Genomic DNA, 24,921 nt, shown 5'->3' with positions numbered 1-24,921 from the left:
CCCCCCCCCCCCCCCCCCCCCCCCCCCCCCCCCCCCCCCCCCCCCCCCCCCCCCCCCCCCCCCCCCCCCCCCCCCCCCCCCCCCCCCCCGCCGGCCGCCGGTTGTTCCCCGGGCGGCTACTTCTTGGGCAGCCAGGACTTCCAGACGTCCCGGTGCTTCGCGGCCCAGCGTTCGGCCGCCTCGTCGGCGGTCAGGCCGTCCGCGGCGATCGATTCGGAGACCTCGTTCTGGTCTTCCTTGGTCCACTTGAAGGACTTCAGGAAGGCCGAGGCGGCGCCACCGTTCTCGGCGAAATCGGTGTTGAGGTATTTCTGCAGCGGCGTGGTGGGGTACGCGCAGTCGACCGACTCCGGATCCTTCGTGCCCTTTTCCGCGCAGGCGTCGGTGTACTTCGGGAGCTTGACCTCCACCATCGGCACCTGGTTGAAGAGCCACTGCGGCTCGTACCAATACGTCAGGAAGGGCTTCTTCTCCTTGGCGAACTGCTGGATCTGGGTGATCTGCGCCGCCTCGGAGCCCGCGAAGACGACCTCGTAGTCGAGGTTGAGGTTCTTCACCAGCGCCTTGTCATTGGTGACGTAGGACGGCGAACCGTCCATGAGCTGGCCCTTGTCGCCGCTTTCCGAGGTCCGCAGTTGCTTGGCGAACTTGTTGAGGTTCCTCCAGTCGGTGACCTCGGGGTGGGCGTCGGCCCAGTACTTGGGGACGTACCAGCCGATGTGGCCGGTGACGCCGTTGCCGCCGCCCGCCGTGATCGTCTTCTTGTCCTTGACGTAGCGCTGTTCCTGCTCGGGGTGGCCCCAGTCCTCCAGGATGGCGTCGACGCGGCCCTGGCTGAGGGCGTCCCAGGCGGGGATCTCGTCCACCTGGACGGTGTCGACGTGGTAGCCCATCTCGTGTTCGAGGAGGTACTTGGCCACCGCGACGTTGGCCTGGGCGCCGACCCAGGTCTGCACGGAGAGGGTGACGGATTTCGATCCCTCGGCCGCCGCGAACGGCGAGGACTGCTTGGTCATGTCGGCCTTGCCGCAACCGGAGAGGGCGAGCAGTGTCGCCCCCGCCAGCAGCGACGTACCGACGATCTTCGTACGAGTACGGATACGAGTACGGGACATGGTCAGGCTCCCTTCCCCGTGCGGCGTTCGGTGGGCTGCGTGACCCGGTCGAGCATCAGGCCCAGGCACACGATGGCCGCACCGGCGATCAGACCGAGCGCCAGGTCACCGGTGGCGAGCGCCTTGACGACGTCGTAACCGAGGCCGCCGCCGCCCACCAGGGCGCCGATGATGACGACCGCGAGGACGAGGACGACGCCCTGGTTGACGGCCAGCAGCATCGCGGGCCGGGCCAGCGGTAGCTGGACCTGGCGCAGGATCTGCCAGCGGGTGGCGCCGAGCGACCGCGCCGACTCCACGGCCGCCGGGTCGACCTGGCGCAGGCCCTGGGTGGTGATGCGGATGACGGCGGGCAGCGCGTACACGATGGCCGCCGCGGCGGCGGGGGCGCGGCCGACGGCGAAGAGCGCGACCACCGGAATCAGGTACACGAACTGCGGCATGGTCTGGCACACGTCCAGGACCGGCCGCAGGATCGCTTCCAGGCGCTTGCTGCCGGCCGCGAGGATGCCGATGGCGAAGCCGACGACCAGCGTGACGGCGAGCGCCGCGATCACCTGCGAGAGGGTGTTCATGGACGGCTTCCACGCGCCCAGCACGCCGATGGCCGCGAGCGCGAGCACCGCGGTCAGCGCCGTACGCCAGGTGCCGATCAGCCAGGCGAGCGCGGCGACGATCAGCAGCGCGCCCCACCAGGGGAGGTTCGTCAGGCCGTCGCGCAGCGGGTTGAGCACCCAGTTGGTGAAGTGCGCGGCCCATTCGGCGGTACCGCCGACGACGGGCACGCCGGAGTAGATGTGGTCGACCATCCACTCCTTGAAGTCGTTGACCGGCGGGGCGATGGCCACGGTCCAGCCGGTGGGCCAGACCAGGGAGCCGGCCAGCCGGCCCGCGACGGCCAGCGCGGCGGTGACGAGCGCGATACCCGCCCAGACGACCGGGCCGCGCGGCCCGGCGGAGACGCGGTCGGTGCCCAGGCGCTCGCCCGCCGCGGCGGTGGTGCGGTCCATGACGATGGCCAGCAGCACGATCGGGATCGCGGCGGCCAGCGCGCTGCCGACGTCGACGGAGCCCAGCGCCTGGTAGACGCGGTCACCGAGACCGGCCGCGCCGATCACCGAGGCGATGACGGCCATCGACAGGGCCATCATGATCGTCTGGTTGAGGCCGAGCAGCAGTTCCTTGCGGGCCAGCGGCAGGCGCGCGGTCAGCAGCCGCTGCCGTGCGGTGGCACCGAGCGAGGAGGCCGCCTCCAGGACACCGGCGTCGGCGTCGCGCAGGCCGAGGGCGGTCAGGCGGGCCATCGGCGGGGCCGCGTAGATGACGGTGGCCAGCAGCGCGGCGGGCACGCCCATGCCGAAGATCATCGCGATGGGCAGCAGGTACGCGAACGCCGGCAGCACCTGCATGGTGTCCAGGACCGGGCGCAGCATCCGGAAGAGCCGGTCGGAGAGCCCGGCGGCCAGGCCCAGCAGCGCGCCGACGACGACCGAGGCGAGGACCGCCACGATCATCAGGGCGAGCGTCTGCATGGTGGGCACCCACACGCCCAGCACACCGCTGACCAAGAAGGAGATCAGCGCGGTGGCGGCGATCTTCCAGCCGCCCGCGCGCCAGGCGATCAGCGTCGCGGCGGCGGTCACACCGGTCCAGCCCAGGGCCAGCAGCAGCAGGTAGACGCCGCGTACGGAGATGATCACGGCGTTGCTGACGTGGCCGAGGAAGTAGACGAACAGCGGGTGGGTGTCGCGGTTGTCGATGATCCAGTCGCTGGTCTTGCCGAGCGGCCCGGAGACATCGACGGTCAGGTCCGACGGCCACAGGGCGCCGGACCACTTGGCGTGCACCAGCGGCACGAGGATCGCCGCGGCGACGGCCAGCAGCAGGAGTTTGCCCAGGCCGGGGCGGCGCAGCAGGGCCTGGAGCGGGCCGGGACGCACATCGGGGGCCAGGGGGCGGGGCGTGGTGGCGGGGGTGGTGGTGCTCATGCGCGCCCCCGCTTCACGGTGCCGGCCGGCACGTTCATGGCGGCGGCGCGCTGCGCCTCGCGCCAGTGGCGCAGCAGGGCGGTACGCAGCCGGTCCACCGCGGGGGCCGCGGTCCGGCGGCCGGCCGCGGCGCGGGCGGCGGTATGCGGGGTGGCGGCACGCACGGTGCCGCCGGGGGTCGTGGCGTACATCAGGCGGCCACCTCCCCGGGCTGGGGGCTGTCGAGACGGGCGACCACGTTCAGCAGGCAGGCGTGGTCGACGATGCCCAGGCAGCGGGCGCCGTCCACGACGCGGGCCGCGCCACCGGAGCGGGCGACCGCCTCGATGGCGTCGGAGATGAGCGTGTCGGGGGCCAGCGCCGGGCCCTGGTCGGCCTCGCCGTCCTCGGCGGGGCGCATCGCGCGGCGCACGGTCAGCACCTGCTCGCGCGGCACGTCCCGGACGAAGTCGCGGACGTAGTCGTCGGCCGGGGAGCCGACGATCTCCTCGGGGGTGCCGAGCTGGACGATCTCGCCGTCGCGCATCAGGGCGATGCGGTCGCCGATGCGCAGGGCCTCGGCGAGGTCGTGGGTGATGAAGACCATGGTGCGGCCCTCCTCGCGGTGCAGGCGGACGACCTCTTCCTGCATGTCGCGGCGGATGAGCGGGTCCAGGGCGCTGAACGGCTCGTCGAAGAGGAGCACCTCGGGGTCGACGGCGAGGGCGCGGGCCAGGCCGACGCGCTGCTGCTGGCCGCCGGAGAGCTGGCTGGGGCGGCGCTTCTCCAGGCCGGCGAGGCCGACCTTCTCGACCATCTCGGTGGCCTTCTCGCGGCGCTCGGTCTTGCCCATGCCCTGGATCTCCAGGCCGTAGGCGACGTTGTCGAGAACGGTGCGGTGCGGCAGCAGGCCGAAGTGCTGGAAGACCATGGAGGCGCGGCGGCGGCGCAGGTCGCGCAGCGTGCCGCGGTCCATGGCGCGCACGTCCTCGCCGTCCATCTCCAGGCCGCCGCTGGTCGGCTCGATCAGCCGGGTCAGGCAGCGCACGAGGGTGGACTTGCCGGAGCCGGACAGGCCCATGACGACGAAGACCTCGCCCTTGTGGACGTCGAAGGAGACGTCCCGGACGGCGGCGGTGCAGCCGGTCTTCTCGCGCAGTTCCTGGGCGTTCAGCCCGGCGGTGGCGGCGTCGCCGGGTATGCGGTCGGCCTTGGGGCCGAAGACCTTCCACAGGTTGCGGACGGAGAAGACGACCTCGCGGTCGTCCGCGCCGTCGGCGGTGGTCGTGGCGGCGGTGGCGGACTCGGTGGTGCCGGATGCGGCGGCGGAGGTGGTAGCCATCACGCATCACCTCCCTTGGTCGGGGTCTTCTGGAGCAGTTCGGCGCACTTCTCCCCCACCATCAGCACGCCGATCATCGGGTTCACGGCGGGCATCGTCGGGAAGACGGAGGCGTCGGCGATACGGATGCCGGACAGCCCTCGAATCCTCAACTGCGGGTCCACGACGGCGAGTTCGTCGTCGGTGGCACCCATTTTGCAGGTACCGGCGGGGTGGTAGACGGTGTGCGCGACCTTGCGGGCGTACTCGCTGATGTCCTCGTCCGAGGTCACCTCGGGGCCGGGGCACACCTCGCGCTTGAGCCAGTTGGACAGCGGGGCCGTCTTGGCGATCTCCCGGGCGATCTTGATGCCGTCGACCAGGGTCCTGCCGTCGTAGTCCTCCTCGTCCGTGAAGTACCGGAAGTCCAGCGCGGGCTTGACCTCGGGGTCGGCGCTGGTGAGGTAGACCCGGCCACGGCTGCGCGGCTTGGGGATGTTCGGCGTCATCGACACCCCGTGCTCGGGCTTTTCGTAGCCCAGCCGCTCGGGGTTGTCGGTGAACGGGATTTGGTAGAAGTGGAACATCAGGTCCGGGCCGCGCGACTCGGCGTCGCGGCGGACGAAGAGACCGGCGTCGGAGTCCATCGCGGAGTTGTCGGGGATGGGCCCGTCGGTCTCCCAGACGATGACCGACTCGGGGTGGTCGAGGAGGTTCTCGCCGACGCCCGGCAGGTCGTGCGTGACGGGAATGCCGAGCGCTTCGAGGTCGGCCTTCGGGCCGATGCCGGAGTGCATCAGCAGCCGTGGGGTGTCCACCGCGCCCGCGCAGACCAGCACCTCGCGGCCGGCCGCGACGAGGATCTCCTCGCCGTCCTTGGTCCGCACGTGCACCCCGGTCGCCCGGGTGCCGTCCAGCTCCAGCTTGTACGCCCAGGTCTCCAGCATCAGCCGGAGGTTGGGGCGGTCCCCGGCCTCGATGTGCGGGTGCAGGTAGGCCACCGAGGCGGAGGAGCGCTTGTTGTTCTCCGGGTGGTAGGCCAGGTCGAAGAAGCCGACGCCCTCGTGGAAGGGCTGCTTGTTGAAGCCCTCGACCTTGGGTACGTCGATCGCCTTCTGCGCCGCCTCGACGAAGTCGCGGGCGATGGCGTTGCGGTCCTTCTCGTCCACCGCGACGATGTTGTTGCGCAGCTTGTGGAAGTAGGGGTCCATCGCCTTGGCGTCCCAGCCGGCGGCGCCCGCCTCGGCCCACTCGTCCCAGTCGCCGGGCAGCGGCTTGAAGGAGATCAGGGTGTTGTGGGAGGAGCAGCCGCCGAGGACCTTGGCGCGGCTGTGCAGGATGTGGGAGTTGCCGCGCGGCTGCTCGGTGGTGGTGTAGCCGTAGTCGAGGTCGCCGCCGAGCAGGCCGAGCCAGCGGCGCAGCGTCAGCACGTCGTCGCGGTCGATGTCGGTGGGGCCGCCCTCGATCACGACGACGCTGACGTTCGGGTCCTCGGTGAGCCGGGAGGCGATCACCGAGCCGGCGGTGCCGCCGCCGACGACGACGTAGTCGGCTTCGACCCTTCGGGAAGGACGGGGCGCGGGGGAAGACGGGGGCATGGGTGGTGCTCCTTCTGCACAAGCTGCTGGGGTGCCGCGTGGTGCGCGGGACGGAAGAGGGGCGAGGGCGGCCGGGGGCCGGTCAGCCGGCGAACCACCGCACGGGCTCGGGCCGGAGGTTTTCGTAGACGTGCTTGCTCTCGCGGTACTCGTCCAGGCCCGTGGGGCCCAGTTCCCGGCCGATGCCGGACTTGCCGAAGCCGCCCCACTCCGCCTGCGGGAGGTAGGGGTGGTAGTCGTTGATCCACACGGTGCCGTGCCGCAGTCGGGCGGCGACCCGCCGGGCGCGCGCGGTGTCGGCGGACCAGACGGCGCCGGCCAGGCCGTATTCGGTGTCGTTGGCGAGCGCGACGGCCTCGGCCTCGGTCGTGAACGTCTCGACCGTCAGGATCGGGCCGAAGGTCTCCTCGCGGACGACCTTCATCTCGCGGTGGCAGCCGTCCAGCACGGTCGGCGCGAAGAAGTAGCCGGTCGCGGGCCGCACGTCGGAGGGCTTGGGGCGGGAGCCGCCGCAGCGCAACTGGGCGCCTTCGGAGAGCGCCGAGGCGACGTACGCCTCGACCTTCTCCAGTTGCTGCTGGGAGACCAGCGGACCGCACTCGACGCCGTCCTCGGTGCCCCGCCCGAGCTTGATCTTCTCGGCGCGGCGGGCCAGCTCGGAGACGAAGCGGTCGCGCACCGACTCCTCGATGATCAGGCGGGCGCCGGCCGAGCAGACCTGGCCGCTGTGGATGAACGCGGCGTTCAGCGCCTGGTCGACGGCCGTGTCGAAGCCCTCTTCGGTGGCGCAGGCGTCGGCGAAGACGACGTTGGGGTTCTTGCCGCCCAGCTCCAGCGCGATCTTCTTCGCGCCGGAGACGGCGGCCGCGCCGGCCTTCGTACCGCTGGCCAGGCCGCCGGTGAAGGAGAACAGGTCCACGTCGGGGTGGTCGGCGAGCCGCTGGCCGACCGGCACGCCCGCGCCGGTGACGAGGTTGGCGACACCGGCCGGCAGCCCGGCCTCGACCAGCAGCTTCACCAGGTGCACGGTCGACAGCGGGGTGACCTCGCTGGGCTTGATCACGAAGGTGTTGCCGGCCGCCAGCGCCGGCGCGATCTTCCAGCTCGCCTGGAGCAGCGGGTAGTTCCACGGCGTGATCAGCGCGCAGACGCCGACCGGCTCGTGGACGACGATGCTGTGCACGTCCGGCGACCCGGCGTCGACGACCCGCCCGCCGCTCTCGTTCATCACGGCATCGGCGAAGTAGCGGAAGGCGTTGGTGACGTCGTCGACGTCGACCCGGCCCTCCTCCAGCGTCTTGCCGGTGTCCCGGCTCTCGATGAGGGCGATCTTCTCGCGGTCGCGCTGGAGCAGCTCGGCGACCTTGCGCAGCAGCGCGGAGCGCTCGGCGACCGGGGTGCGCGGCCAGGCGCCGGCGCCGCCGTCGAAGGCCCGGTGCGCGGCGGCGACCGCCGCGTCGGCGTCCTCGGCGCCGCCTTCGGACACCAGCCGGAGCGTCGTCGCGTCGGCGGGGTCGAGGACCTCCCGCGTGGCGCCGGATGCGGCGGGGAGCCACACCCCGTCTACGTGAATGGTCTCGATTGACGACACGTTCGTTCTGCCTTCCGGTTACCGATTTGCTGCCACTGGTTCAACCAGCAACGGGGAGCCCTCCCCTAAAGCCCCTCACCTATGCCCAAACCTTCATGGAAAGTGACCCGACTCACTGAATGTGCCGTCGAATGTCCCGGAATACCCCGTAAAGGCACTTTGCCCTTCCGGAGCCGGCCGACGGGCCGCTCAGGGCCCCCGTGCCGCTCAGAGCCCGCGTGACCTGTCGCACATACGTATCGTTGAAGCCTGCGGCTGCCCGCATCGCGCGGCGGCCAGGAGGAGCGGCACGATGACCATCAGCCTCGAACGGACCGACAGGATCGAGACCGACGAGATGGCCGAGAAGAGCGAGCCGGGCTTGGACGACCTGTTCGAGCGGCTGGAGCGGATGCCCGTCCCCGAGGGCTACAAGGTTGAGATCGTCGAGGGGGCCATCTATATGTCGCCGCAGCGGAACGCGCACTGGCAGACCATCCGCCGGATCGTGCGCGCACTGGAAGACCGGTTCGGCATGGACGTCATGGTGATGTCGGACGTCCGGATCGACTTCCCGGGCGACCGGAACGGCTTCGCCCCTGACGTCGCCAAGCTGGCGGAAGGCGCCGAGAAGGACGAGCGGGGCCATTGGCGCTACCAGGACATCGAGTTCATCGCGGAGGTCATCTCCAAGGGCACCGGCATGAACGACTACGGTCCGAAGAAGGAGGTCTACGCCCTCGCCGAGGTCCCCGTCTACGTCATCGCCGACCCCTACCGCGGCCGCTGCCGCGTCTTCACCCACCCCCAGGACGGCGACTACAAGAGCGACCTCACGCTCGCGTACGGCGAACCGATCGACCTCACCGGCACGGTGGTCGACCTCACGCTCGCCACTGACGCGTTCCCCCGGAACTGACGGGCCCGACGCGCCTCCCGCCGCGGCCGCGTCGCCCCGGATTCCGCCCGGCGCCATGATGGGAAGAGGGGCGGCCGGACCACCGGGAGGAGCGGGTCATGGCGCAGGTCTTCGCGGATATCTCGATGTCGCTGGACGGGTACATCACCGGGCCGCACGACGGCGTCGACAATCCCCTCGGCGACCAGGGCGAACGGCTCCACCAGTGGGTGTACGGCCTCGCCGGCTGGCGCGCGCGGCACGGCCTGGAGGGCGGCACGACGGGCCGCGACGACGAGCTGCTGGGCGAGGCGTTCGCGCGCGCCGGGAGCTATCTGATGGGCCGGCGGATGTTCGACGTCGCCGAGGGCCCCTGGGGAGCCGAACCGCCCTTCCACAGCCCCGTGTTCGTCGTCACCCATCGTGCCCGCGAGGACCTCGTCAAGCAGGGCGGGACCACGTTCTCCTTCGTCACCGGCGGGATCGAGGAGGCGCTGCGCCGGGCGCGGGAGGCCGCGGACGGCAAGGACGTGGCCGTCTCGGGCGGCGCGCAGGTGATCCAGCAACTCTTGACCGCCGGTCTGCTCGACGAGCTCCAGATCCATCTCCCGCCCGTCCTGCTCGGCGGCGGCGTCAAGCTCTTCGGCATGCTGCCGCCGGGTCTGCGCGAACTGGAGACGACCCGGGTGATCGCCTCCCCGGACGTCACCCACCTGCGGTTGCGTCCGGTGCGCTGAGCGGACGCGTCCCGCCGGCGGCCCCGCTCACGGCTGCGGGGCGCACGTCGCGCCGGTCGGGCAGAATCCCGCCACCACGGCGGTGAGCAGCCGCTCCTCCCGTTCGTGGTCCCCGTCCGGGCCGACCACGAGGATCGCGTAGCGCTCCCCGGCCGCGGTCGCGAAGCGGTGGTCGATGACGTGCCGCTTGCCGGACTCCCGCGAGGTGTAGACGTAATCCAGCTCCACGGGGTCGTCCGGTCCCTCCCCCAACTGGCGTCGGGCGACGCGGTGGTAGCCCGATCGGCGCTCGGCCTGTTCCTCGGCGAGGTCCATCGAGACGGTGACGGTCGGGTCCTCCAGCCAGAAGATCTGGAGCTGCCGGACCCGGTCCGGGGTCTCGTGGAAGACGACGCCGGGCGCGGACTCGCGGCGGCGCCAGCCCTCGGGCACGGCCACGGAGTAGTCGTTTTCGCGGACGAGGGTGTAGCCGGGCGGGACGGGCGGCCCGGTCGGGGTGGCGGCGCCCGACGGTCCGGTGGCGTCGTCCGACGGGGTGGCGGTGGCTCCCGCCGAGGCACCGGGGCCGGGCGACGGCGTGGTCCGGCCGCCACCGGCCGGGCCCGGGGCGGGCACCACCCGCTCCCCGCCGCCGTCCCGGCCCAGTGCCCACACCCCGCCCCCGGTCCCCGCGGCCAGGACCACGGCGGCCAGCGCCAGCGGCAGCCTGTGACGCACCGCCCAGGACGACCGGGGCGGGGGCGGTGGGGCCGGAGAGGGGGCGGGTGCCGACGGCGGCCGGGGGCCTTCGGACGGCGTCGGGGAGGGCGCGGGTGGCGGGGGCCCGGGCGGCTCGGGCGGCTGCGGGGCCTGTCCCCGGCGCCAGGGTGCCGGGGCGCGGCGCGGCGGCGCCGCGGCGGTCTCCACCCACCGCTGCCGGTCCGCGTCCCACTCCTTCATCGGCCCCTCACCCCACCAACTGACCGATCGCCTGCACCACGGCCGCCGCCGAGGCCAGACCGGCGGCGGCCGTCGCCCCCACCTCCAGCCGCGCCCGCAAGCGCGCCAGGCGACCGGGGTCCGGGCGCCCGCCGCCGGTGATCTCGCCCTCCACCTCGGCCAGTTCGCCGTCCACCGCCGCGGTCTCCTCCGACGGCACCAGATGCACGAGCTGCCCGCGCAGCGTCCGCACCGCGTCCAGCAGCTCGGACAGGCCGTCCGGGGCGGTCGGCGCGGCTTGGTGGACGGCCCGCGCGTGCGGGCCGACGGCGACCGCGCCGCCGTTCATCCGCCCGATGCTGACGCTGTTCGCCCCCACGCCCGGGGCGGGCGCCGGCCCCCGCTCCGCCGCTCCGCCCCTCCCGTCCACCGCATCCGTCCCGTTCATCTCGCCGGACCCATTCATCTCGCCGGACCCGCTCATCTCGTCCACCCCGTTCCTCTCGCCCGCCTCGTTCACCGCGTCCGTCCCTTCCCGCCCCGTCATGGCGTACCGCCGCTCCCGCTCCCGCTCTCCGTATGCCGGGCCTGGGCCGCCGGTCCCATGGCCACCGCTCCGCCGCTCATCTCGCCGATGAACAGCCCGCCGTCGCTGACGTGCACGATCTGCTGCTCGAAGCGGTCCGTCTCGTAGCCCTGCGACTCCAGCGCGTCGCGCACCCCGCTCGCGATCCGGTCCTGGATCGTCTTCACATAGCGGCTGACATCCATCTTCTGGAACAGCGAGACGTACTCCGTACTCCCCATCTCCCGCACCGAGTTGGCCGGCCCGTCCGGTGCCTGGTGCCGCGGGTCGTCCAGCCAGATCCGGCAGACCCCGGCGAGGGTGCGGGCCGCCGAGATACCCGCCGCCACGGCCGTCGTCGGGCTGTGTGCCAGCGCCCGCGCCGCGTCCCGCGGCACGCCCTCGGACCGCCGCTCCGCGATCACGTCGACGTCCCGGAACTCCTCCAGGATCGGGCCCAGCACATGCGGTACGACCTCCAGGACCAGCATCCGGCCCTGTGTGTGCACCCGGACGTGCACGGACACCACGACCTGCTCGTCCCAGCCGCCGACCCGGATGCGCAGGAAGTGCCGCCGCGCCTCGCCGCCCTCGTCCACCGCGTCGCGCAGATGCCGGGCGATGGCCTCGGGCTCGTACACGCCCTCGTTCCGCCGTACTCCGGCCGGCAGATAGACCAGCTCCTCGATCTCCAGGCCCCTGAGCCGGTCCCGTCCGGTCTCCGTGGCGGACTCGCGCAGCGCGGCCAACTGCGGCTTGATCAGGTCGATGACGCGGCGGCTGGTCAGCGGCTCTCCCGCGGGCGCGCCGCCCAGTTGCTTGCGGCGCAGCTCCAGCGCGAAGGACCAGGGGCGGTAGGGGAAGCCGACGCCGATGAACGGCCGGTAGGGGTCGTAGAGGGTGGCTCCGGCGTGCTGTTCGCGGGCCAGGGCCGCGCCGATCCGGCGGCAGCGCGGGGTCGCCGGCAGCTCGGGCGGCGGCCTCGACGGGAAGGTGTCCTGGCCCAGTTCCCCGCGCAGGACGCCGGTCACCCGCGTCCGGTGCACCCAGATGGTGGCGCTCATCAGCAGCGGGAAGAGCACGCCGACCAGGTCGCCGCCGCTGAGCACGCGGAACCAGTAGAGAGCGGCGCCGACCCCGGCGAAGAGGCCGAGCAGCGCACCGCCCGACCGTGCCGGCGTCTTCTCCCGCGTGGGGGCGACGGGGCGGTCCAGGACGTAGACGACGGTGGCGCGCCCGGAGATCGTGCGCGCCGTCCACAGCGCGACGCAGATCAGCGCGTACCAGACGGCCGGGCCGAGCGCGGTCACGCCGCCGATGTTCAGGGCGGCGTCGTCGGCCGTCGTGCCGCCGTAGCCGCCTTGCCCGCCCTCGCCGAACGAGCGGTCGGTGGCCCCGCCCGGGGCCCGCCGGATGTCGGTGACGAAGAAGGCGATCCAGATCACCAGCAGCGCCCCGGCGGTCCATGCCTCCTGCCGGCGGGCGCGCAGCGCGTGGGCGAGGACGGTCACGACGTCGATGCCCAGCGACGGGGCCACGGGGCGTTCCTCATGGCCGATCAGTTCGTCGATCACCCGGCGGCGGAAGCCGGGCTGTAAGTGGACTCCGGCGCTCAGCAGCCGGGTGGCCTCGCTGTGCGCGTGCGCGCGCGACGGTCCGTTCACCGGATCCCCCGATCCTCCCGGTCACGGCGGGCCGCGACCGGCTCCGACGAGCGGCGTCCCGGCCGCCCCCGTCCCTCAACTCGCCGTACGGATACGGCGGTTGCGGTTGGTGCAACCTGTCCAGGATAGAGGGCCGGGGCGCATTCCGCCCCCTTTGTGCGCCACCCGAACGCGCGGGGCACCACCGTGGGCACCCGGAAGGGGGCGTCCCGAACGCCGGAGCCCGCACGGTCTGTTGCGGCCGTGCGGGCTCGGTGGGACGAAGGCGTCCGTCAGGGACGCGCCGCTTTAGAGCAGGCCGAGACCGCGGACGGCCTCGCGCTCGTCGGCCAGCTCCTGCACCGAGGCGTCGATGCGCTCGCGCGAGAAGTCGTTGATCTCCAGGCCCTGGACGATCTCGTACTTGCCGTCCTTGGTGGTGACGGGGAAGGAGGAGATCAGGCCCTCCGGGACGCCGTAGGAGCCGTCCGAGGGGATGCCCATGGAGGTCCAGTCGCCGTCCGCGGTGCCGTTGACCCAGGTGTGGACGTGGTCGATGGCGGCGTTGGCGGCCGAGGCGGCGGAGGACGCGCCACGGGCCTCGATGATCGCCGCGCCGCGCTTGGCCACGGTCGGGATGAAGGTGTCGGCCAGCCACGCCTGGTCGTTGACGACCTCGGCGGCGTTCTTGCCGGCGACCTCGGCGTGGAAGATGTCCGGGTACTGGGTCGCCGAGTGGTTGCCCCAGATCGTCAGGCGGCGGATCTCGGAGACCGGCGTGGCGGTCTTCTTCGCGAGCTGCGAGATGGCCCGGTTGTGGTCCAGGCGGGTCATCGCGGTGAAGCGCTCGGCCGGTACGTCCGGCGCGGCGGCCTGCGCGATCAGCGCGTTGGTGTTGGCGGGGTTGCCGACGACCAGGACCTTGATGTCGTCCGCGGCGTGGTCGTTGATGGCCTTGCCCTGCGGCTTGAAGATGCCGCCGTTGGCCTCCAGGAGGTCGCCGCGCTCCATGCCCTTGGTGCGGGGGCGGGCGCCGACGAGGAGGGCGACGTTCGCACCGTCGAAGGCCACGTTCGGGTCGTCGGAGATGTCGATGCCCTGGAGCAGGGGGAAGGCGCAGTCGTCGAGCTCCATGGCGGTGCCCTCGGCGGCCTTCAGGCCCTGCGGGATCTCCAGGAGACGCAGCTTGACCGGCACGTCCGCGCCGAGCAGATGACCGGAGGCGATGCGGAAGAGGAGGGCGTAACCGATCTGGCCGGCGGCGCCGGTGACGGTGACATTGACGGGAGTGCGGGTCATGGCGATCTCCTGCGCGATATTTTCTGGGGGTTCCTGGGGGCAAGCCCCCGGACCACCATGGGTGGCGGTGGGTGTCCCTGCCCATTTATCGAGGTCTCACGAGGTCTCTTGGTATCGAGAGACCCGGGCGTCAGGCTATCGGACCCCCGCCCGGCGCAGGCGACGGGCCGGTGTGGAACACCTCACCGGGTGCCTCCCGCACGCCCGTACGGCCCTTTCGGGGACGGTCCGCCGCCGCCCGCTCGCGCGGGCGCCGCGCCACAGGTGAGGCGGCCGCCCGCGCTTGGAGGGGGGAGTGCGGACGGCCGCCGAGTGGTGACACCCGTGGGGGGTAATGAGCGCATGCCCGCGATCCCGCCGGGCAATCCCCCCGGATCTCGCGCCCCTTCCCCAAGGGCGAATCCCGGCCACCCCGGTGCCCGGACTAGGGGGCGGCGGAGGCGTTCGCGGTGGGGCGCACGCAGCCCTTGACGCCCGCGACGGTCGTGCCGCAGGCCGTCACCTTCGCCGGGTCGCCGGAGACCGTGACCATCGGGGTGTAGGCGTCGCCGTCCTGCCCGGCCCGGGCCGTCGCGCTGTGCTCGCCGGCGCTGATGGTGGCCTGGTCGCCCGGGGCCGCGGCGGTGATCCGCGCCCAGGCGGCGTGGCACAGCGCGCTGTAGCGGACCTCGATCAGCGCGCCGCCCGCGGTGCCCCGGGACGGGGTGACGGCGTGCTTGCCGCCGCAGCCCATCTTCTCGGGGTCCTTGCCCGCGCAACCGGCCCCCGCGCACCGCACCCCGGCGGGCAGGACCGGCTTCTGAGTCGGCGTCGCCGACGGGGCGGGCGCCGCCTTCCCGCGCTCGCCGCCGGCCGGATTCAGCAGCAACACGGCGGCCACGCCGACCAGCAGCGCACCGACCGCCCCGACCGCGACCATGGCTATTCGCCGGCGCCCGGCCGGACGGCCCCCGCCACCGCCCTCGGGTGCCGGGGCGGGGCCGGCCACCCCGGGGAAGTCGGCGGCGGACGGCACGTCCCCCGTCTCGTCCTTCCCGGAGGTCGCACCGCCCTCCGGGGTCGTCTCCGGTTTCCCCGGCTCGCCCAGCGCGGCCCGGGCCTGGGCGACGCGTATCGCCTCCATGGTGACGTCCTGGCGCATCTCCGAACGGCTCCAGGCCCGTTCCGCCAGTTCCCACAGCGTCGTCAGGTGGCCGGGATGGGTGCCGGTCGCCTCCGCGAGTGCGACCACCGCGCGCTGCGGCGGGAGTAAGCGGCCGTTGAGGAACCGTTCCCAGGACGTCTTGCTGTATTCCGTACGGTCCGCGACGGCGGCGACACTCAGTCCGCTGCGCTCGACGAGCCTGCGGAGCTGGCCGGTGAACTCCCGCACCTGCGGATCGAGTTCCTCCGGCAGCGACCTCCAACGAGGCATTGCCTCCCCCTGTCCCCCCGTATGCGTGCACCCGCGCCGTGCACCGGCGTGCCCGGTCCGGCCTGCCGGCCACTCCCAGGGATGCCGGCGGACGGGATGTCAGTTCCGCTGTCGGGGGCGCGCACGGGAGCGTTCGGGCATAGGTCATTCGCCCGCGCACGCCCCCGTGACACCAGCAGTGTGGCATTCCGGCGCCGCTACCACGACCTTCCCGCCGCGTCCGTACGACTTCGCGGGATCGGGTGGCGCTGGGTCGACAGGACCTAGCGCACCGTGAAGTGGACGATGTCGTCCAGGAACGGGATGTGCACCCACGGCTTGGGCTGCACCATCAGCGCCAGCATCACGATGACGAACCCGAGCACGCCGTACGTCGCCAGGTCGGTGAAGCGGGAGCGGACCGCCAGCATGCCCACCGACGGCAGGGCCCACCGCAGCGCCGCCCCCGCCAGCAGGGACAGGCCGATCACGAGGGACCCGATGCGGAACGCGTCCAGGGCCACCAGCAGCAGCCCGAGGGCGACGCCGCCCATGACGGTGAGCAGCGGCCACTGGCGGGCGGGCGCGGGATAGTCGCCCGAGGCGGCCCGCCCACCGCCTTCGGGGCGGGCGGTGTCGCGGGTGAGCTGCGGGAAGCGGCGCGAGGAGCGCTGCGGTGCGGACGCGTGGTCCGAATGCGCTTCGGCACCCATGGCTGGCAGTCCCTTCCGGTGTCCGGTCCGTCTGTGCGTGTGCGGTGTGCTGTGCGGGCGGGGCTCAGCCGGCCGCGCGCTCGGCGGCCTCGACGACGTTGACCAGGAGCTGGGCGCGGGTCATCGGGCCGACACCACCGGGGTTGGGGGCGACCCAGCCGGCCACCTCGGCGACGCCCGGGTGCACATCGCCGACGATCTTGCCGTTCTCGTCCCGGCTGACACCGACGTCCAGCACGGCCGCGCCCGGCTTGACGTCCTCGGGCTTGATGATGTGCGGCACACCGGCCGCGGCGACGATGATGTCGGCCCGCCTCAGGTGCGCGGAGAGGTCGCGGGTGCCGGTGTGGCACTGCGTCACCGTCGCGTTCTCGGACTTGCGGGTCAGCACCAGCGGCATCGGGCGGCCGATGGTGATGCCGCGGCCGACGACCACCACGTGCGCGCCCTTGATCTCGACGCCGTGCCGCCGCAGGAGCTGCACGATGCCGTACGGCGTGCACGGCAGCGGGCCCGCCACGCCGAGCACCAGCTTGCCCAGGCTCATCGGGTGCAGCCCGTCGGCGTCCTTGGCCGGGTCCATCAGCTCCAGGACGCGGTTGGTGTCGATGCCCTTGGGGAGCGGGAGTTGGATGATGTAGCCGGTGCAGGCCGGGTCCTCGTTGAGCTCGCGGACGACTGCCTCGATCTCCTCCTGGGTGGCGGTCCCGGGCAGTTCGCGCTGGAGGGAGGCGATGCCGACCTGTGCGCAGTCGCGGTGCTTGCCGTTGACGTACCAGCGGCTGCCGGGGTCGTCGCCGACCAGGATTGTGCCGAGGCCGGGCTGCACACCCTTGGCTTTCAGCGCCTCGACGCGGGCGGTGAGCTCGGACTTGATCGCGGCGGCGGTGGCCTTGCCATCCAGAATCTGGGCAGTCATGACCCCATCCTCCCGGATAGGGGCCGTCCCGTTCCAATCAGGGCGCGCGAGAGAGCGCGCGGGCCGTGACGATCATTGCACTTGGACAACGCCGCCCCCTCTTGACTGGACAGAGCCAAGTCCCACCTAGAAGGATTGCCGCTCAGTGCCGCAGGCATCGTCGGGGGCGGGCCAGTGAAACCTGTTTTTCCTCCGAGTCACGCCGCGTCGTCCCCCACTGACCCAACGGAGGAAAAAACACCCATGAGCTTCGGCGACCCGAACAATCCTTACGGCCAGCAGCCGCAGGCACCCTACGGCCAGCAGCCCCCGGTCCCCCCGCAGCAGCAGCCGGGCTACGGCTACCCGCAGCAGCCGCAGGGCCAGCAGCAGCCGTACGGCTACCCGCAGCAGCAGGTCCCCCAGCAGCAGGGTTACGGCTACCCGCAGCAGGGCGCTCCGTACGGCCAGCCCGGGATGCCGGGCATGGGCATGCCGCAGGGGTACGCGAGCTGGGGCGCGCGCGTGGGTGCGTTCCTGATCGACTACCTGATCGTGGGTCTGGTCCCGACGATCCTTTACTTCGTGGGCCTGGCGATGTCGGTCGGCTCGGCCGCGTCCTCGATCCCGGACACGTCGAGCTGCCCGCCCGGCGACACGCAGTGCATCAACGACGCCTTCGACTCGGCGGCGGCCTCCAGCGGCGGCGTCGGCGTGGGCGGCTTCCTCGTGATGGCTCTTGGCGCCCTGATCGCCCTCGGCGCGGGCATCTTCATCCTCGTCAAGGAGGGCAGCACGGGCCAGACGCCGGGCAAGAAGGCCCTGGGCATCAGGCTGGTCCGCGAGACGACCGGCCAGCCCATCGGCTTCGGTATGGCCTTCGTCCGCCGCCTGTGCCACTTCGTCGACAGCATCGCCTGCTCCATCGGCTACCTGTGGCCGCTGTGGGACGAGAAGGCACAGACCTTCGCGGACAAGATCGCCGGCACTGTGGTCGTCCGCTCGCAGTAAGCGCGCTCCGCTCCCCGAAGGCCCCCTCGCCGCCGCGCGACCGGGGCCTTCGCGGCGCTGTACGGACGCGGCCGGCCCGGTCCGCCGTCCCCCTGCTTCGCTGATATCCGCTCAAGACGCCCGAAGGACACCGCCCGTGAGCTACCCGAACCACAATCCCTACGGTCCGCCGCCGGGCCAGCAGCCCGGATACGGCTATCCGCAGCAGCCAGCGTCGCCGTACGGCCCCTACCCGGGTGGTGGCGGGATGCCCGGTGCGCAGTACCCGACCGTGATGCCGGGCGGGGTGAAGGCGGCGCGGGTGATGCTGTTCGTCCTCGCCGGCCTGAACGTCATCGGTCTGATCTTCGCCGTGATGGGGCTGGGCAGCGTCAGCAAGGCCGCCCACGGCGCCTACACCGACAGTGAGACCACCGCCCTCATCAGCGTCGGCAAGGGCGTGCTGATCGCCGTCATCGTCCTGATCGTGGCCTTCTCCGCGTTCGCCATCACGGTCGCCCTCCAGTTCGCCAACGGCGGCAAGGGTGTGCGCGTCGCCACCATCGTCTTCGGCGTCCTCCACACCATGGTCAGCCTGCTCAGTTTCCCGTTCGGTCTGATCCACACCGCGCTCGGCATCCTGATCATCGTCTTCGTGTCCAAGGACGACGGCAACGCCTGGTTCAACCGGCCCCGTTACTGACCGGCGCCGACGCGAAAGGGCCGCATCCCCGTGGGGATGCGGCCCTTTCGCCGTACCTCGGCTCAGTGGAAGAAGTGCCGGGTGCCGGTGAAGTACATCGTCACGCCCGCCTTCTTGGCGGCCTCGACGACGAGTTCGTCGCGGACCGAACCGCCGGGCTGGGCGACGGCCTTCACGCCCGCCTCGGCGAGCACCTCGAAGCCGTCGGGGAAGGGGAAGAAGGCGTCGGACGCGGCGTAGGAGCCGCGCGCCCGCTCCTCGCCGGCCCGCTGGACGGCCAGCTTCGCCGAGTCGACGCGGTTGACCTGGCCCATGCCGACGCCGACCGTGGCACCGTCCTTGGCGAGCAGGATCGCGTTGGACTTCACGGCCCGGCTCGCCCGCCAGGCGAAGGACAGCTCGGCCAGCTCCGCGTCGGACAGCGCCTCGCCGGCGGCCAGCGTCCAGGTCGCGGGGTCGTCGCCGTCGGCCTGGAGGCGGTCGGTGACCTGGAGCAGCGCCCCGCCGTCGATGGCCTTGACCTCGGCGGTCCGCGACGGCGCGTCCGGGCACCGCAGCACGCGGATGTTCTTCTTACGGGAGAGGACCTCGACCGCGCCGTCCTCGTAGCCGGGCGCGACGATGACCTCGGTGAAGATCTCCGCGACCTGCTCGGCCATCGCGAGCGACACCGGGCGGTTGACGGCGATCACGCCGCCGAAGGCGGACAGCGGGTCGCAGGCGTGCGCCTTGCGGTGCGCCTCGGCGACCTCGGCGCCGACCGCGACACCGCACGGGTTGGCGTGCTTGATGATCGCCACGCACGGCTCGGTGTGGTCGTAGGCGGCGCGGCGGGCGGCCTCGGTGTCGGTGAAGTTGTTGTAGGACATCTCCTTGCCGTGCAGTTGCTCGGCGTCGGCGAGGCCCCCGGTGCCGTCGACGTAGAGCGCGGCGCCCTGGTGCGGGTTCTCGCCGTAGCGCAGCACGTTCTTGCGGGCGTAGGTGGCGCCCAGGAACTCGGGGAAGCCGGAGTCGTCGGCGGCCGCGTAGTCGTCGGCGAACCAGGAGGCGACGGCCACGTCGTAGGCGGCGGTGTGCTGGAAGGCCTCGGCGGCCAGCCGCTTGCGGGCGGCCAGGTCGAAGCCGCCGTCGGCGAGCGCCTTGAGGACGTCGTCGTAGCGGCCGGGGTTGACGACGACGGAGACCGAGGGGTGGTTCTTGGCGGCGGCGCGGACCATCGACGGGCCGCCGATGTCGATCTGCTCCACGCACTCGTCGGCGCTCGCACCGGAGGCGACGGTCTCCCGGAACGGGTAGAGGTTGACGACCACCAGGTCGAACGGCTCGACGCCGAGGTCGGCCAACTGCCGCTGGTGGTCGGTCAGCCGCAGGTCGGCGAGGATGCCGGCGTGGACCTTGGGGTGCAGGGTCTTGACCCGGCCGTCGAGGCACTCGGGGAAGCCGGTGAGTTCCTCGACCTTGGTGACCGGCACCCCGGCCGCGGCGATCTTCGCGGCGGTCGATCCGGTCGAGACGAGCTGGACGCCGGCCGCGTGCAGGCCCCGCGCCAGCTCCTCCAGCCCGGACTTGTCATAGACGCTGACCAGCGCGCGGCGGATGGGCCGCTTCGTACCCTCGGTGGCGGTACCTTCGGTGGCGGTCACGAGATACGTACCTTTCGTCCCTCAATGCGGTAGCCGTGACGGGCCAGACGCCCCACGACCTCGACGAGCAGCGAGCGCTCGACTTCTTTGATGCGCTCATGCAGCGCGGATTCGTCGTCCTCGTCCCGGATCTCGACCACGCCCTGGGCGATGATCGGTCCGGTGTCGACGCCGTCGTCGACGAAGTGGACGGTGCATCCGGTGACCTTCGCGCCGTACGCGAGCGCGTCGCGCACACCGTGGGCACCGGGAAAACTCGGCAGCAGCGCCGGGTGGGTGTTGACGAGCCGACCGCCGAAGCGGGCCAGGAACCGCTCCCCCACGATCTTCATGAAACCGGCCGAGACCACCAGGTCCGGCGCGTACGCGGCGGTCGCCTCGGTGAGCGCCGCGTCCCAGTCCGCGCGGCTGGCGTAGTCCTTGACCCGGCAGACGAACGTGGGCAGTCCGGCCCGCTCGGCGCGCTCCAGCCCCGCGATGCCGGCCCGGTCGGCGCCGACGGCCACGACCTCGGCTCCGTAGGCCGCCGCACCCTGGTCGGCGATGGCGTCGAGCAGCGCCTGCAGATTCGTCCCGGAACCGGAGACGAGCACGACGAGGCGGGCGGGCGCGGCCGGCGGCCCGGGGGGCGGCGGGGGGCCGGGGTCGGAGGAGGGCGGAGGGGAAGAGGGGACCACGATGGGGGTCTTTCTCGCGGGGTGCTGCCGTGAAGCGGACGGGTCGCCGGCACCTCGGGGGCTTTGTACGGTCATACGAAGCCATGGGTCACGTGGATACGGGGAACCCTACGAAGGCGCCGACCGTCAGCAACGATACCGGCACACCGCGCGGCCCCCACGGGACGGGGGCGAGCGCGGGAGGTAGCGTCGGGCGTGAGAACGCATGTAGTTCGTGGTGATCGCGTGTCCGGCCCGCCGGCCGGACGGGCGGCCAAGACAAGGGGAAGACACACTCCAAATGCCGGACCGACGCCGCCGCGCGGCTCTCCTCCTCCCTCCCCCGGCCACCGCTGGGAGGTACCCCCAGCCCGCGACCGCCCCCGGGGCGGTCCTGCTGCGGCGTGAGCGCAAGTCGTCGTCCTCTTCCCCGTCTTCGGCCGCTTCGTCCTCCGAGCCCTCGTCCGACGTCCCCGAGAACGGCGGCGTACCGGACGACTCGGGCGTCCCCGGGCGGACCGGCGGACCGGAGGGCGCGGGCGACCGGGACAACCCCTTCGCGCCCCCGCCGCCCGACGCCCCCGAGCAGGAGTGGCGGCCCCGCCACACCGCTCCGCACGGCCAGGGTGAGGGCTCCGAGCCGCAACAGGGCGGACCGTCCGAGGGCCGGACGCCGCCGGACGGGCCGCCGCCGGCCTGGGGCAGCCAGTGGAGCAGCCGGCAGCCCGGCCGGCAGAGCGGCGGATTCGGCACCAAGCCGGGCCGAGGCGGCCAGCAGGGCGGCCCCGGCGCTCCCGGCGGCGGCCCCGGCGGCCTGCGCTGGGACCCCACCGACCCGACGCAGCGGCGCGCGCGGTACGCCCTGCTCTCCGGCATGTGGGCCTTCTTCTTCGTCCTGTTCAGCCTGCCGGAGGTGGCCCTGCTGCTGGGCTCCCTGGCGATCTACTGGGGCATCAGCTCGCTGCGCGCCAAGCCGAACGCCTCGAAGGCGACGAAGGCGGCCACGACCGCGGCCATGGAGGGCCGCCCGGCCCCCACCGCCGGCTCCCCCGCCGCGCCGGGGTCCACCCGCCCGCAGACGACGGCCGCGATCGCCGGCCTGGTGACCGCCGCGCTGGCGCTGATGATGGTCGCCGCGACCTTCACCGTGCAGATGGTCTACCGCGACTACTTCACGTGCGTGGACGACGCCCTCACCCGCTCGGCGAGCAAGTCCTGCGAAAAGCTCCTCCCCGAGCGGCTGCGCCCGCTGCTGGGGACGCAGCGGTAGGCGCCGGGCAGGGCTCGGGGCGCCTTCAGGCGCCGCCCGCCGGGGCGGTGGGCTCGGCGGCCCGGGCCTTCGCCGCGTCGCCGTCCGCCGGCCGGCCGCTTTCGGCCGCGGCGTCGGGTGCCCGCCCGTCGCCCGTGACCGGGCCGCTGTCGGGTACGGCCGATGAGGGCGCGTCGGCGCGCTCGTCCGTGTCCGGGCTGTCCTGGGCGCGGGTGCGCGACGGCCACCAGGTGCGGGGCCCGCGGTGCGAGTGGTCCGTGGCCCGCGCGTCCGCCGCCGTCCTCTTGGCCGCCGTAGCCGCCCTGGCCGCCTTCGCGGCGGCCGCCCGCGTCGCCGCCCTCACCGCCTCCGCTTTCGTGGCCGCCATCCTGGTCGCCGCCCTCACCGCCGCCGCTTTGGTGGCCGCCGCCCTGGTCGCCGATCTCACCGCCGCCGCTCGGGCCTCCGCGGCCGCCTTCGCCGTCGACGGCAGCGGCACCGCCGGGGTGGTGCCCGCGTCCTCGGTCGCGAGCGGTTCGCCGCGTCGGCGGAACCAGGCCCGCGCGGCCGTCCGTACCGCCCCCTGACGCGCGCCCCGGCGCACGCGCCACATGCGCAGCGCGAGGGCGAGCGGGATGCCCGGGACCGCCGTCCAGGCGGTGGCGGCGAGGCCCGTTTGCCAGGCGGAGGGGCCGAAGTCGCTGAGTGTGCCGTTGCCCAGCGGGCCGCCGGAGAGGGCGGCCAGTACGGCCGTCGACGCGCCGCAGAAGGCCGCCGCCAGGCCCGCGACCGACGCGGTGGTCCGCCAGGGCGGGGGCGTGGCGGGCGGCGGGGCGACCGGCGCGGCGTAGTGGGCGAGCAGAACGGCGGCGGCTACCGGGGCCGCCATCGCCGCCCAGGTCAGCGGGTTGCCGGCGCCCGCGTCCGGCAGTCCGCTGAGCAGCGGGAAATGCGGCAGGGCGGGGTGGTCGGAGGTGCCCAGCGGCCCGATCACGCTGCCCGCGCCGACCGTGAACCCCGGCCCCAGCCCGTACGCGGCGCCCCAGACGGCCGCGTTCGGCAGCAGGGCGAGGCACAGCAGTACGACGGTGCCGCGGCCCACCCAGTCGGGTGCGAGCTGGAGCAGGTCCTGGCGGACCCGGCCGGCGTGGACGGCGAGTGCCAGGAGCGTCAGAAGCGCGCCGGAGGCGAGGAGGGTGAGGGTGGCGGCGCCGGCGGCCCGCAGCGCGACGGTCGGCCGGGCGCGGTGGAAGGCCGCCCGGACGCCGGCCGGCAGGGCCGTCAGGGCGTGCCGGACCGGCTCGGGGAGCAGGTCGACGCTGTCGGGCCCCAGGACGCGCCCGCCCGCGACGGCGAGGGTCGCGAGGGCGGCGACCGGTACGCACACCAGGGCGCTCAGCGGCGCGGCACTCAGCGGGCCGCCGGCGGCGTAGAGCACGGTGGCGACGGCGACCAGGAGGTATCCGGTCAGCAGGGCGCCGAGGAGGGTGCGGGGGCCGGCGGGCCCGGGGGCGCCGCTCACGGGGTGGGGGGCCGCCTCGGCACGGGAGCGGCCCGCCTCCCCCGTCCCCCCCGGCCCGGGAAGGCCGCCGACCACGCTCGCGAGGGTGTGGCGGGCGGCGCGGTGGAGCAGCCAGGCAGGGAGGGCGGCCAGGAGCAGCGGCGTCACGGCGACCGGGGCGGGCGTGCCGGAGTGGGTGGTGTGGCGTACGAGGTCGCCGCCGTGGGCGAGCAGCCACAGGTCGGCGGCGAGGTGCAGGGCCCGGGAGGGGGCGCTGTCGGGGAAGGGGGACGCGACCCACAGCAGCAGCACCGCGACCACGAGCGCCCCGAGTCCGAGGCCGGCGGCCGTCACTCCGCCGAGGAACGCGGCGCCGATCGCGGAGGAGCGCTGCGCGGCGGCTCGGCCGTGCGAGGACAACGTCGGGCCACGATCGATGAGCTGGCTCACACCGCCATGCTGCCAACCCCACCGGTACAACGCGGGTATGGGGCGATTGTCGGCCGTGTCGCGAAAGCTCCGCTTAAGTGAGGGTTCGCACCAACGGCGAGCGCGCGGTGCTCGGAGCGACCCGGAACGGCCGCGGGCCCGCACCCACCAAGGGGTACGGGCCCGCGGCCGCGACGACCGGAACGGGTCCGGTGGTGCCGGGAGGCCGGTCAGCCGACGAGGATCTCGCGGGCCAGACGGGCGGTCTCCGACGGGGTCTTGCCGACCTTGACGCCGGCGGCCTCCAGGGCCTCCTTCTTCGCCTGGGCGGTGCCGGAGGAGCCGGAGACGATGGCGCCGGCGTGGCCCATGGTCTTGCCCTCGGGCGCGGTGAAGCCCGCGACGTAGCCGACGACCGGCTTGGTGACGTTGGCCTTGATGAAGTCGGCGGCACGCTCCTCGGCGTCGCCGCCGATCTCGCCGATCATCACGATCAGGTCCGTCTCCGGGTCCGCCTCGAACGCCTTGAGGGCGTCGATGTGCGTGGTGCCGATGACCGGGTCGCCACCGATGCCGACGGCGGACGAGAAGCCGATGTCGCGCAGCTCGTACATCATCTGGTAGGTCAGCGTGCCGGACTTGGACACGAGACCGATGCGGCCGGGCTTGGTGATGTCGCCCGGGATGATGCCGGCGTTGGACTGGCCGGGGGTGATCAGGCCGGGGCAGTTCGGGCCGATGATCCGGGTCTTGTTGCCCTTCGCGCCCGCGTACGCCCAGAAGGCGGCGGAGTCGTGGACGGCGATGCCCTCGGTGATGACGACCGCGAGGCCGATCTCCGCGTCGATCGCCTCGACGACGGCGTCCTTGGCGAACTTCGGCGGAACGAAGATCACGGAGACGTCCGCGCCGGTCTTCTCCATCGCCTCGGCGACGGAGCCGAAGACGGGGACGGCGGTGCCGTCGAAGTCGACCTCGGTACCGGCCTTGCGGGGGTTCACGCCGCCGACGATGTTGGTGCCGTCACCGAGCATCAGCTTGGTGTGCTTCATGCCGGTGGCGCCGGTCATCCCCTGGACGATGACCTTGCTTTCCTTGGTGAGGAAGATAGCCAT

22 protein-coding genes are annotated in these 24,921 nt (G+C 73.0%); 5 read left to right on the top strand and 17 right to left on the bottom strand.

The genetic code is table 11. The annotated features are described in order from the left end of the window. Nucleotides 1-116 precede the first annotated feature (116 nt). The 6 genes from ACZ45Z_RS17815 to ACZ45Z_RS17790 form a co-directional block, all read right to left on the bottom strand. On the bottom strand, nucleotides 117-1,115 hold the full coding sequence (locus ACZ45Z_RS17815) for an ABC transporter substrate-binding protein (protein ID WP_468362933.1): 999 nt from the start codon (nucleotides 1,113-1,115) through the stop codon (nucleotides 117-119). A 2-nt stretch (nucleotides 1,116-1,117) separates the two neighbouring features. Next, nucleotides 1,118-3,103, bottom strand: coding sequence for an ABC transporter permease (locus tag ACZ45Z_RS17810; protein WP_468362931.1), 1,986 nt, complete (start codon nucleotides 3,101-3,103; stop codon nucleotides 1,118-1,120). Then, on the bottom strand, nucleotides 3,100-3,294 hold the full coding sequence (locus tag ACZ45Z_RS17805) for a hypothetical protein (RefSeq protein WP_468362929.1): 195 nt from the start codon (nucleotides 3,292-3,294) through the stop codon (nucleotides 3,100-3,102). Before ACZ45Z_RS17805 ends, ACZ45Z_RS17810 begins: the two co-directional genes overlap by 4 nt. Then, entirely contained in the window at nucleotides 3,294-4,424 is a 1,131-nt protein-coding gene (locus ACZ45Z_RS17800) for a quaternary amine ABC transporter ATP-binding protein (protein ID WP_468362927.1), read from the bottom strand. Before ACZ45Z_RS17800 ends, ACZ45Z_RS17805 begins: the two co-directional genes overlap by 1 nt. Beyond that, nucleotides 4,424-6,001: a GMC family oxidoreductase gene (locus ACZ45Z_RS17795; RefSeq protein ID WP_468362925.1), complete on the bottom strand. Its 1,578-nt coding sequence runs from the start codon at nucleotides 5,999-6,001 to the stop codon at nucleotides 4,424-4,426. The genes ACZ45Z_RS17800 and ACZ45Z_RS17795 overlap by 1 nt, the downstream gene beginning before the upstream one ends. Before the next feature lie 82 nt (nucleotides 6,002-6,083). Then, complete coding sequence (locus ACZ45Z_RS17790; RefSeq protein WP_468362923.1) at nucleotides 6,084-7,592, bottom strand: aldehyde dehydrogenase family protein; 1,509 nt, start codon at nucleotides 7,590-7,592, stop codon at nucleotides 6,084-6,086. Nucleotides 7,593-7,884: 292 nt separating this feature from the next. On the opposite strand from ACZ45Z_RS17790, the gene ACZ45Z_RS17785 reads away from it, so the two are divergent. Both ACZ45Z_RS17785 and ACZ45Z_RS17780 read left to right on the top strand, forming a co-directional pair. Next, on the top strand, nucleotides 7,885-8,490 hold the full coding sequence (locus ACZ45Z_RS17785) for a Uma2 family endonuclease (RefSeq protein ID WP_468362921.1): 606 nt from the start codon (nucleotides 7,885-7,887) through the stop codon (nucleotides 8,488-8,490). A gap of 98 nt (nucleotides 8,491-8,588) precedes the next feature. After that, nucleotides 8,589-9,206 carry a dihydrofolate reductase family protein gene (locus tag ACZ45Z_RS17780; RefSeq protein ID WP_468362919.1) on the top strand — a complete coding sequence of 206 codons (618 nt, stop codon included), beginning with the start codon at nucleotides 8,589-8,591 and terminating at the stop codon, nucleotides 9,204-9,206. 27 nt (nucleotides 9,207-9,233) lie between these two features. Here ACZ45Z_RS17780 and ACZ45Z_RS17775 read toward each other — a convergent pair whose 3' ends face one another. The 7 genes from ACZ45Z_RS17775 to ACZ45Z_RS17745 all read right to left on the bottom strand — a co-directional run bounded on the left by ACZ45Z_RS17775 (nucleotide 9,234) and on the right by ACZ45Z_RS17745 (nucleotide 16,656). After that, complete coding sequence (locus tag ACZ45Z_RS17775; protein WP_468362917.1) at nucleotides 9,234-9,923, bottom strand: hypothetical protein; 690 nt, start codon at nucleotides 9,921-9,923, stop codon at nucleotides 9,234-9,236. 229 nt (nucleotides 9,924-10,152) lie between these two features. Then, on the bottom strand, nucleotides 10,153-10,671 hold the full coding sequence (locus ACZ45Z_RS17770) for a hypothetical protein (RefSeq protein ID WP_468362915.1): 519 nt from the start codon (nucleotides 10,669-10,671) through the stop codon (nucleotides 10,153-10,155). Continuing rightward, nucleotides 10,668-12,353 (bottom strand): hypothetical protein, encoded by a 1,686-nt coding sequence (locus tag ACZ45Z_RS17765; RefSeq protein ID WP_468362913.1) that lies wholly within the window; start codon nucleotides 12,351-12,353, stop codon nucleotides 10,668-10,670. The genes ACZ45Z_RS17770 and ACZ45Z_RS17765 overlap by 4 nt, the downstream gene beginning before the upstream one ends. Before the next feature lie 288 nt (nucleotides 12,354-12,641). Beyond that, a complete protein-coding gene (locus ACZ45Z_RS17760) occupies nucleotides 12,642-13,631 on the bottom strand; it encodes a malate dehydrogenase (protein WP_468362911.1) in 990 nt (329 codons plus the stop codon). 424 nt (nucleotides 13,632-14,055) lie between these two features. Beyond that, nucleotides 14,056-15,045, bottom strand: coding sequence for a helix-turn-helix domain-containing protein (locus tag ACZ45Z_RS17755; protein ID WP_468362909.1), 990 nt, complete (start codon nucleotides 15,043-15,045; stop codon nucleotides 14,056-14,058). A 263-nt stretch (nucleotides 15,046-15,308) separates the two neighbouring features. Further along, on the bottom strand, nucleotides 15,309-15,737 hold the full coding sequence (locus tag ACZ45Z_RS17750; RefSeq protein WP_468362907.1) for a DUF3017 domain-containing protein: 429 nt from the start codon (nucleotides 15,735-15,737) through the stop codon (nucleotides 15,309-15,311). 64 nt (nucleotides 15,738-15,801) lie between these two features. Next, a complete protein-coding gene (locus ACZ45Z_RS17745) occupies nucleotides 15,802-16,656 on the bottom strand; it encodes a bifunctional methylenetetrahydrofolate dehydrogenase/methenyltetrahydrofolate cyclohydrolase (RefSeq protein WP_468362905.1) in 855 nt (284 codons plus the stop codon). A gap of 243 nt (nucleotides 16,657-16,899) precedes the next feature. On the opposite strand from ACZ45Z_RS17745, the gene ACZ45Z_RS17740 reads away from it, so the two are divergent. Both ACZ45Z_RS17740 and ACZ45Z_RS17735 read left to right on the top strand, forming a co-directional pair. Continuing rightward, a complete protein-coding gene (locus tag ACZ45Z_RS17740; RefSeq protein WP_468362903.1) occupies nucleotides 16,900-17,646 on the top strand; it encodes an RDD family protein in 747 nt (248 codons plus the stop codon). Nucleotides 17,647-17,782: 136 nt separating this feature from the next. Continuing rightward, complete coding sequence (locus ACZ45Z_RS17735; protein WP_468362901.1) at nucleotides 17,783-18,328, top strand: hypothetical protein; 546 nt, start codon at nucleotides 17,783-17,785, stop codon at nucleotides 18,326-18,328. Nucleotides 18,329-18,390: 62 nt separating this feature from the next. On the opposite strand, the gene purH is transcribed toward ACZ45Z_RS17735, so the two are convergent. Both purH and purN read right to left on the bottom strand, forming a co-directional pair. Next, nucleotides 18,391-19,971 carry a bifunctional phosphoribosylaminoimidazolecarboxamide formyltransferase/IMP cyclohydrolase gene (gene purH, locus ACZ45Z_RS17730; RefSeq protein WP_468362899.1) on the bottom strand — a complete coding sequence of 527 codons (1,581 nt, stop codon included), beginning with the start codon at nucleotides 19,969-19,971 and terminating at the stop codon, nucleotides 18,391-18,393. Further along, nucleotides 19,968-20,648, bottom strand: coding sequence for a phosphoribosylglycinamide formyltransferase (gene purN / locus ACZ45Z_RS17725; RefSeq protein WP_468362897.1), 681 nt, complete (start codon nucleotides 20,646-20,648; stop codon nucleotides 19,968-19,970). Before purN ends, purH begins: the two co-directional genes overlap by 4 nt. Before the next feature lie 280 nt (nucleotides 20,649-20,928). Here purN and ACZ45Z_RS17720 point away from each other — a divergent pair, with 280 nt between their 5' ends. Continuing rightward, nucleotides 20,929-21,897 carry a hypothetical protein gene (locus ACZ45Z_RS17720; RefSeq protein ID WP_468362895.1) on the top strand — a complete coding sequence of 323 codons (969 nt, stop codon included), beginning with the start codon at nucleotides 20,929-20,931 and terminating at the stop codon, nucleotides 21,895-21,897. Nucleotides 21,898-21,922: 25 nt separating this feature from the next. Here ACZ45Z_RS17720 and ACZ45Z_RS17715 read toward each other — a convergent pair whose 3' ends face one another. Both ACZ45Z_RS17715 and sucD read right to left on the bottom strand, forming a co-directional pair. Next, entirely contained in the window at nucleotides 21,923-23,827 is a 1,905-nt protein-coding gene (locus ACZ45Z_RS17715; RefSeq protein WP_468362893.1) for a cell division protein PerM, read from the bottom strand. Nucleotides 23,828-24,036: 209 nt separating this feature from the next. Continuing rightward, the gene (sucD, locus tag ACZ45Z_RS17710) at nucleotides 24,037-24,921 is read right to left on the bottom strand and encodes a succinate--CoA ligase subunit alpha (protein WP_468362891.1); all 885 of its coding nucleotides are present in this window, start codon (nucleotides 24,919-24,921) and stop codon (nucleotides 24,037-24,039) included.

Source organism: Streptomyces sp. NPDC031210, from assembly GCF_055570395.1.
The sequence above is the reverse complement of the archived record's forward strand: the minus strand, read 5'-3'. Positions and strand labels throughout refer to the sequence as shown.

Excerpts from the sequence above, each read along its gene's own strand:
- ACZ45Z_RS17795 (WP_468362925.1), bottom strand. The coding sequence starts at position 6,001 with ATGCCCCCGTCTTCCCCCGCGCCCCGTCCTTCCCGAAGGGTCGAAGCC.
- ACZ45Z_RS17750 (WP_468362907.1), bottom strand. The coding sequence starts at position 15,737 with ATGGGTGCCGAAGCGCATTCGGACCACGCGTCCGCACCGCAGCGCTCC.
- ACZ45Z_RS17740 (WP_468362903.1), top strand. The coding sequence starts at position 16,900 with ATGAGCTTCGGCGACCCGAACAATCCTTACGGCCAGCAGCCGCAGGCA.
- ACZ45Z_RS17800 (WP_468362927.1), bottom strand. The coding sequence starts at position 4,424 with ATGGCTACCACCTCCGCCGCCGCATCCGGCACCACCGAGTCCGCCACC.
- ACZ45Z_RS17810 (WP_468362931.1), bottom strand. The coding sequence starts at position 3,103 with ATGAGCACCACCACCCCCGCCACCACGCCCCGCCCCCTGGCCCCCGAT.
- ACZ45Z_RS17780 (WP_468362919.1), top strand. The coding sequence starts at position 8,589 with ATGGCGCAGGTCTTCGCGGATATCTCGATGTCGCTGGACGGGTACATC.
- ACZ45Z_RS17720 (WP_468362895.1), top strand. The coding sequence starts at position 20,929 with ATGCCGGACCGACGCCGCCGCGCGGCTCTCCTCCTCCCTCCCCCGGCC.
- sucD (WP_468362891.1), bottom strand. The coding sequence starts at position 24,921 with ATGGCTATCTTCCTCACCAAGGAAAGCAAGGTCATCGTCCAGGGGATG.
- ACZ45Z_RS17785 (WP_468362921.1), top strand. The coding sequence starts at position 7,885 with ATGACCATCAGCCTCGAACGGACCGACAGGATCGAGACCGACGAGATG.
- ACZ45Z_RS17755 (WP_468362909.1), bottom strand. The coding sequence starts at position 15,045 with ATGCCTCGTTGGAGGTCGCTGCCGGAGGAACTCGATCCGCAGGTGCGG.
- ACZ45Z_RS17745 (WP_468362905.1), bottom strand. The coding sequence starts at position 16,656 with ATGACTGCCCAGATTCTGGATGGCAAGGCCACCGCCGCCGCGATCAAG.
- ACZ45Z_RS17805 (WP_468362929.1), bottom strand. The coding sequence starts at position 3,294 with ATGTACGCCACGACCCCCGGCGGCACCGTGCGTGCCGCCACCCCGCAT.
- ACZ45Z_RS17815 (WP_468362933.1), bottom strand. The coding sequence starts at position 1,115 with ATGTCCCGTACTCGTATCCGTACTCGTACGAAGATCGTCGGTACGTCG.
- ACZ45Z_RS17760 (WP_468362911.1), bottom strand. The coding sequence starts at position 13,631 with ATGACCCGCACTCCCGTCAATGTCACCGTCACCGGCGCCGCCGGCCAG.
- ACZ45Z_RS17770 (WP_468362915.1), bottom strand. The coding sequence starts at position 10,671 with ATGACGGGGCGGGAAGGGACGGACGCGGTGAACGAGGCGGGCGAGAGG.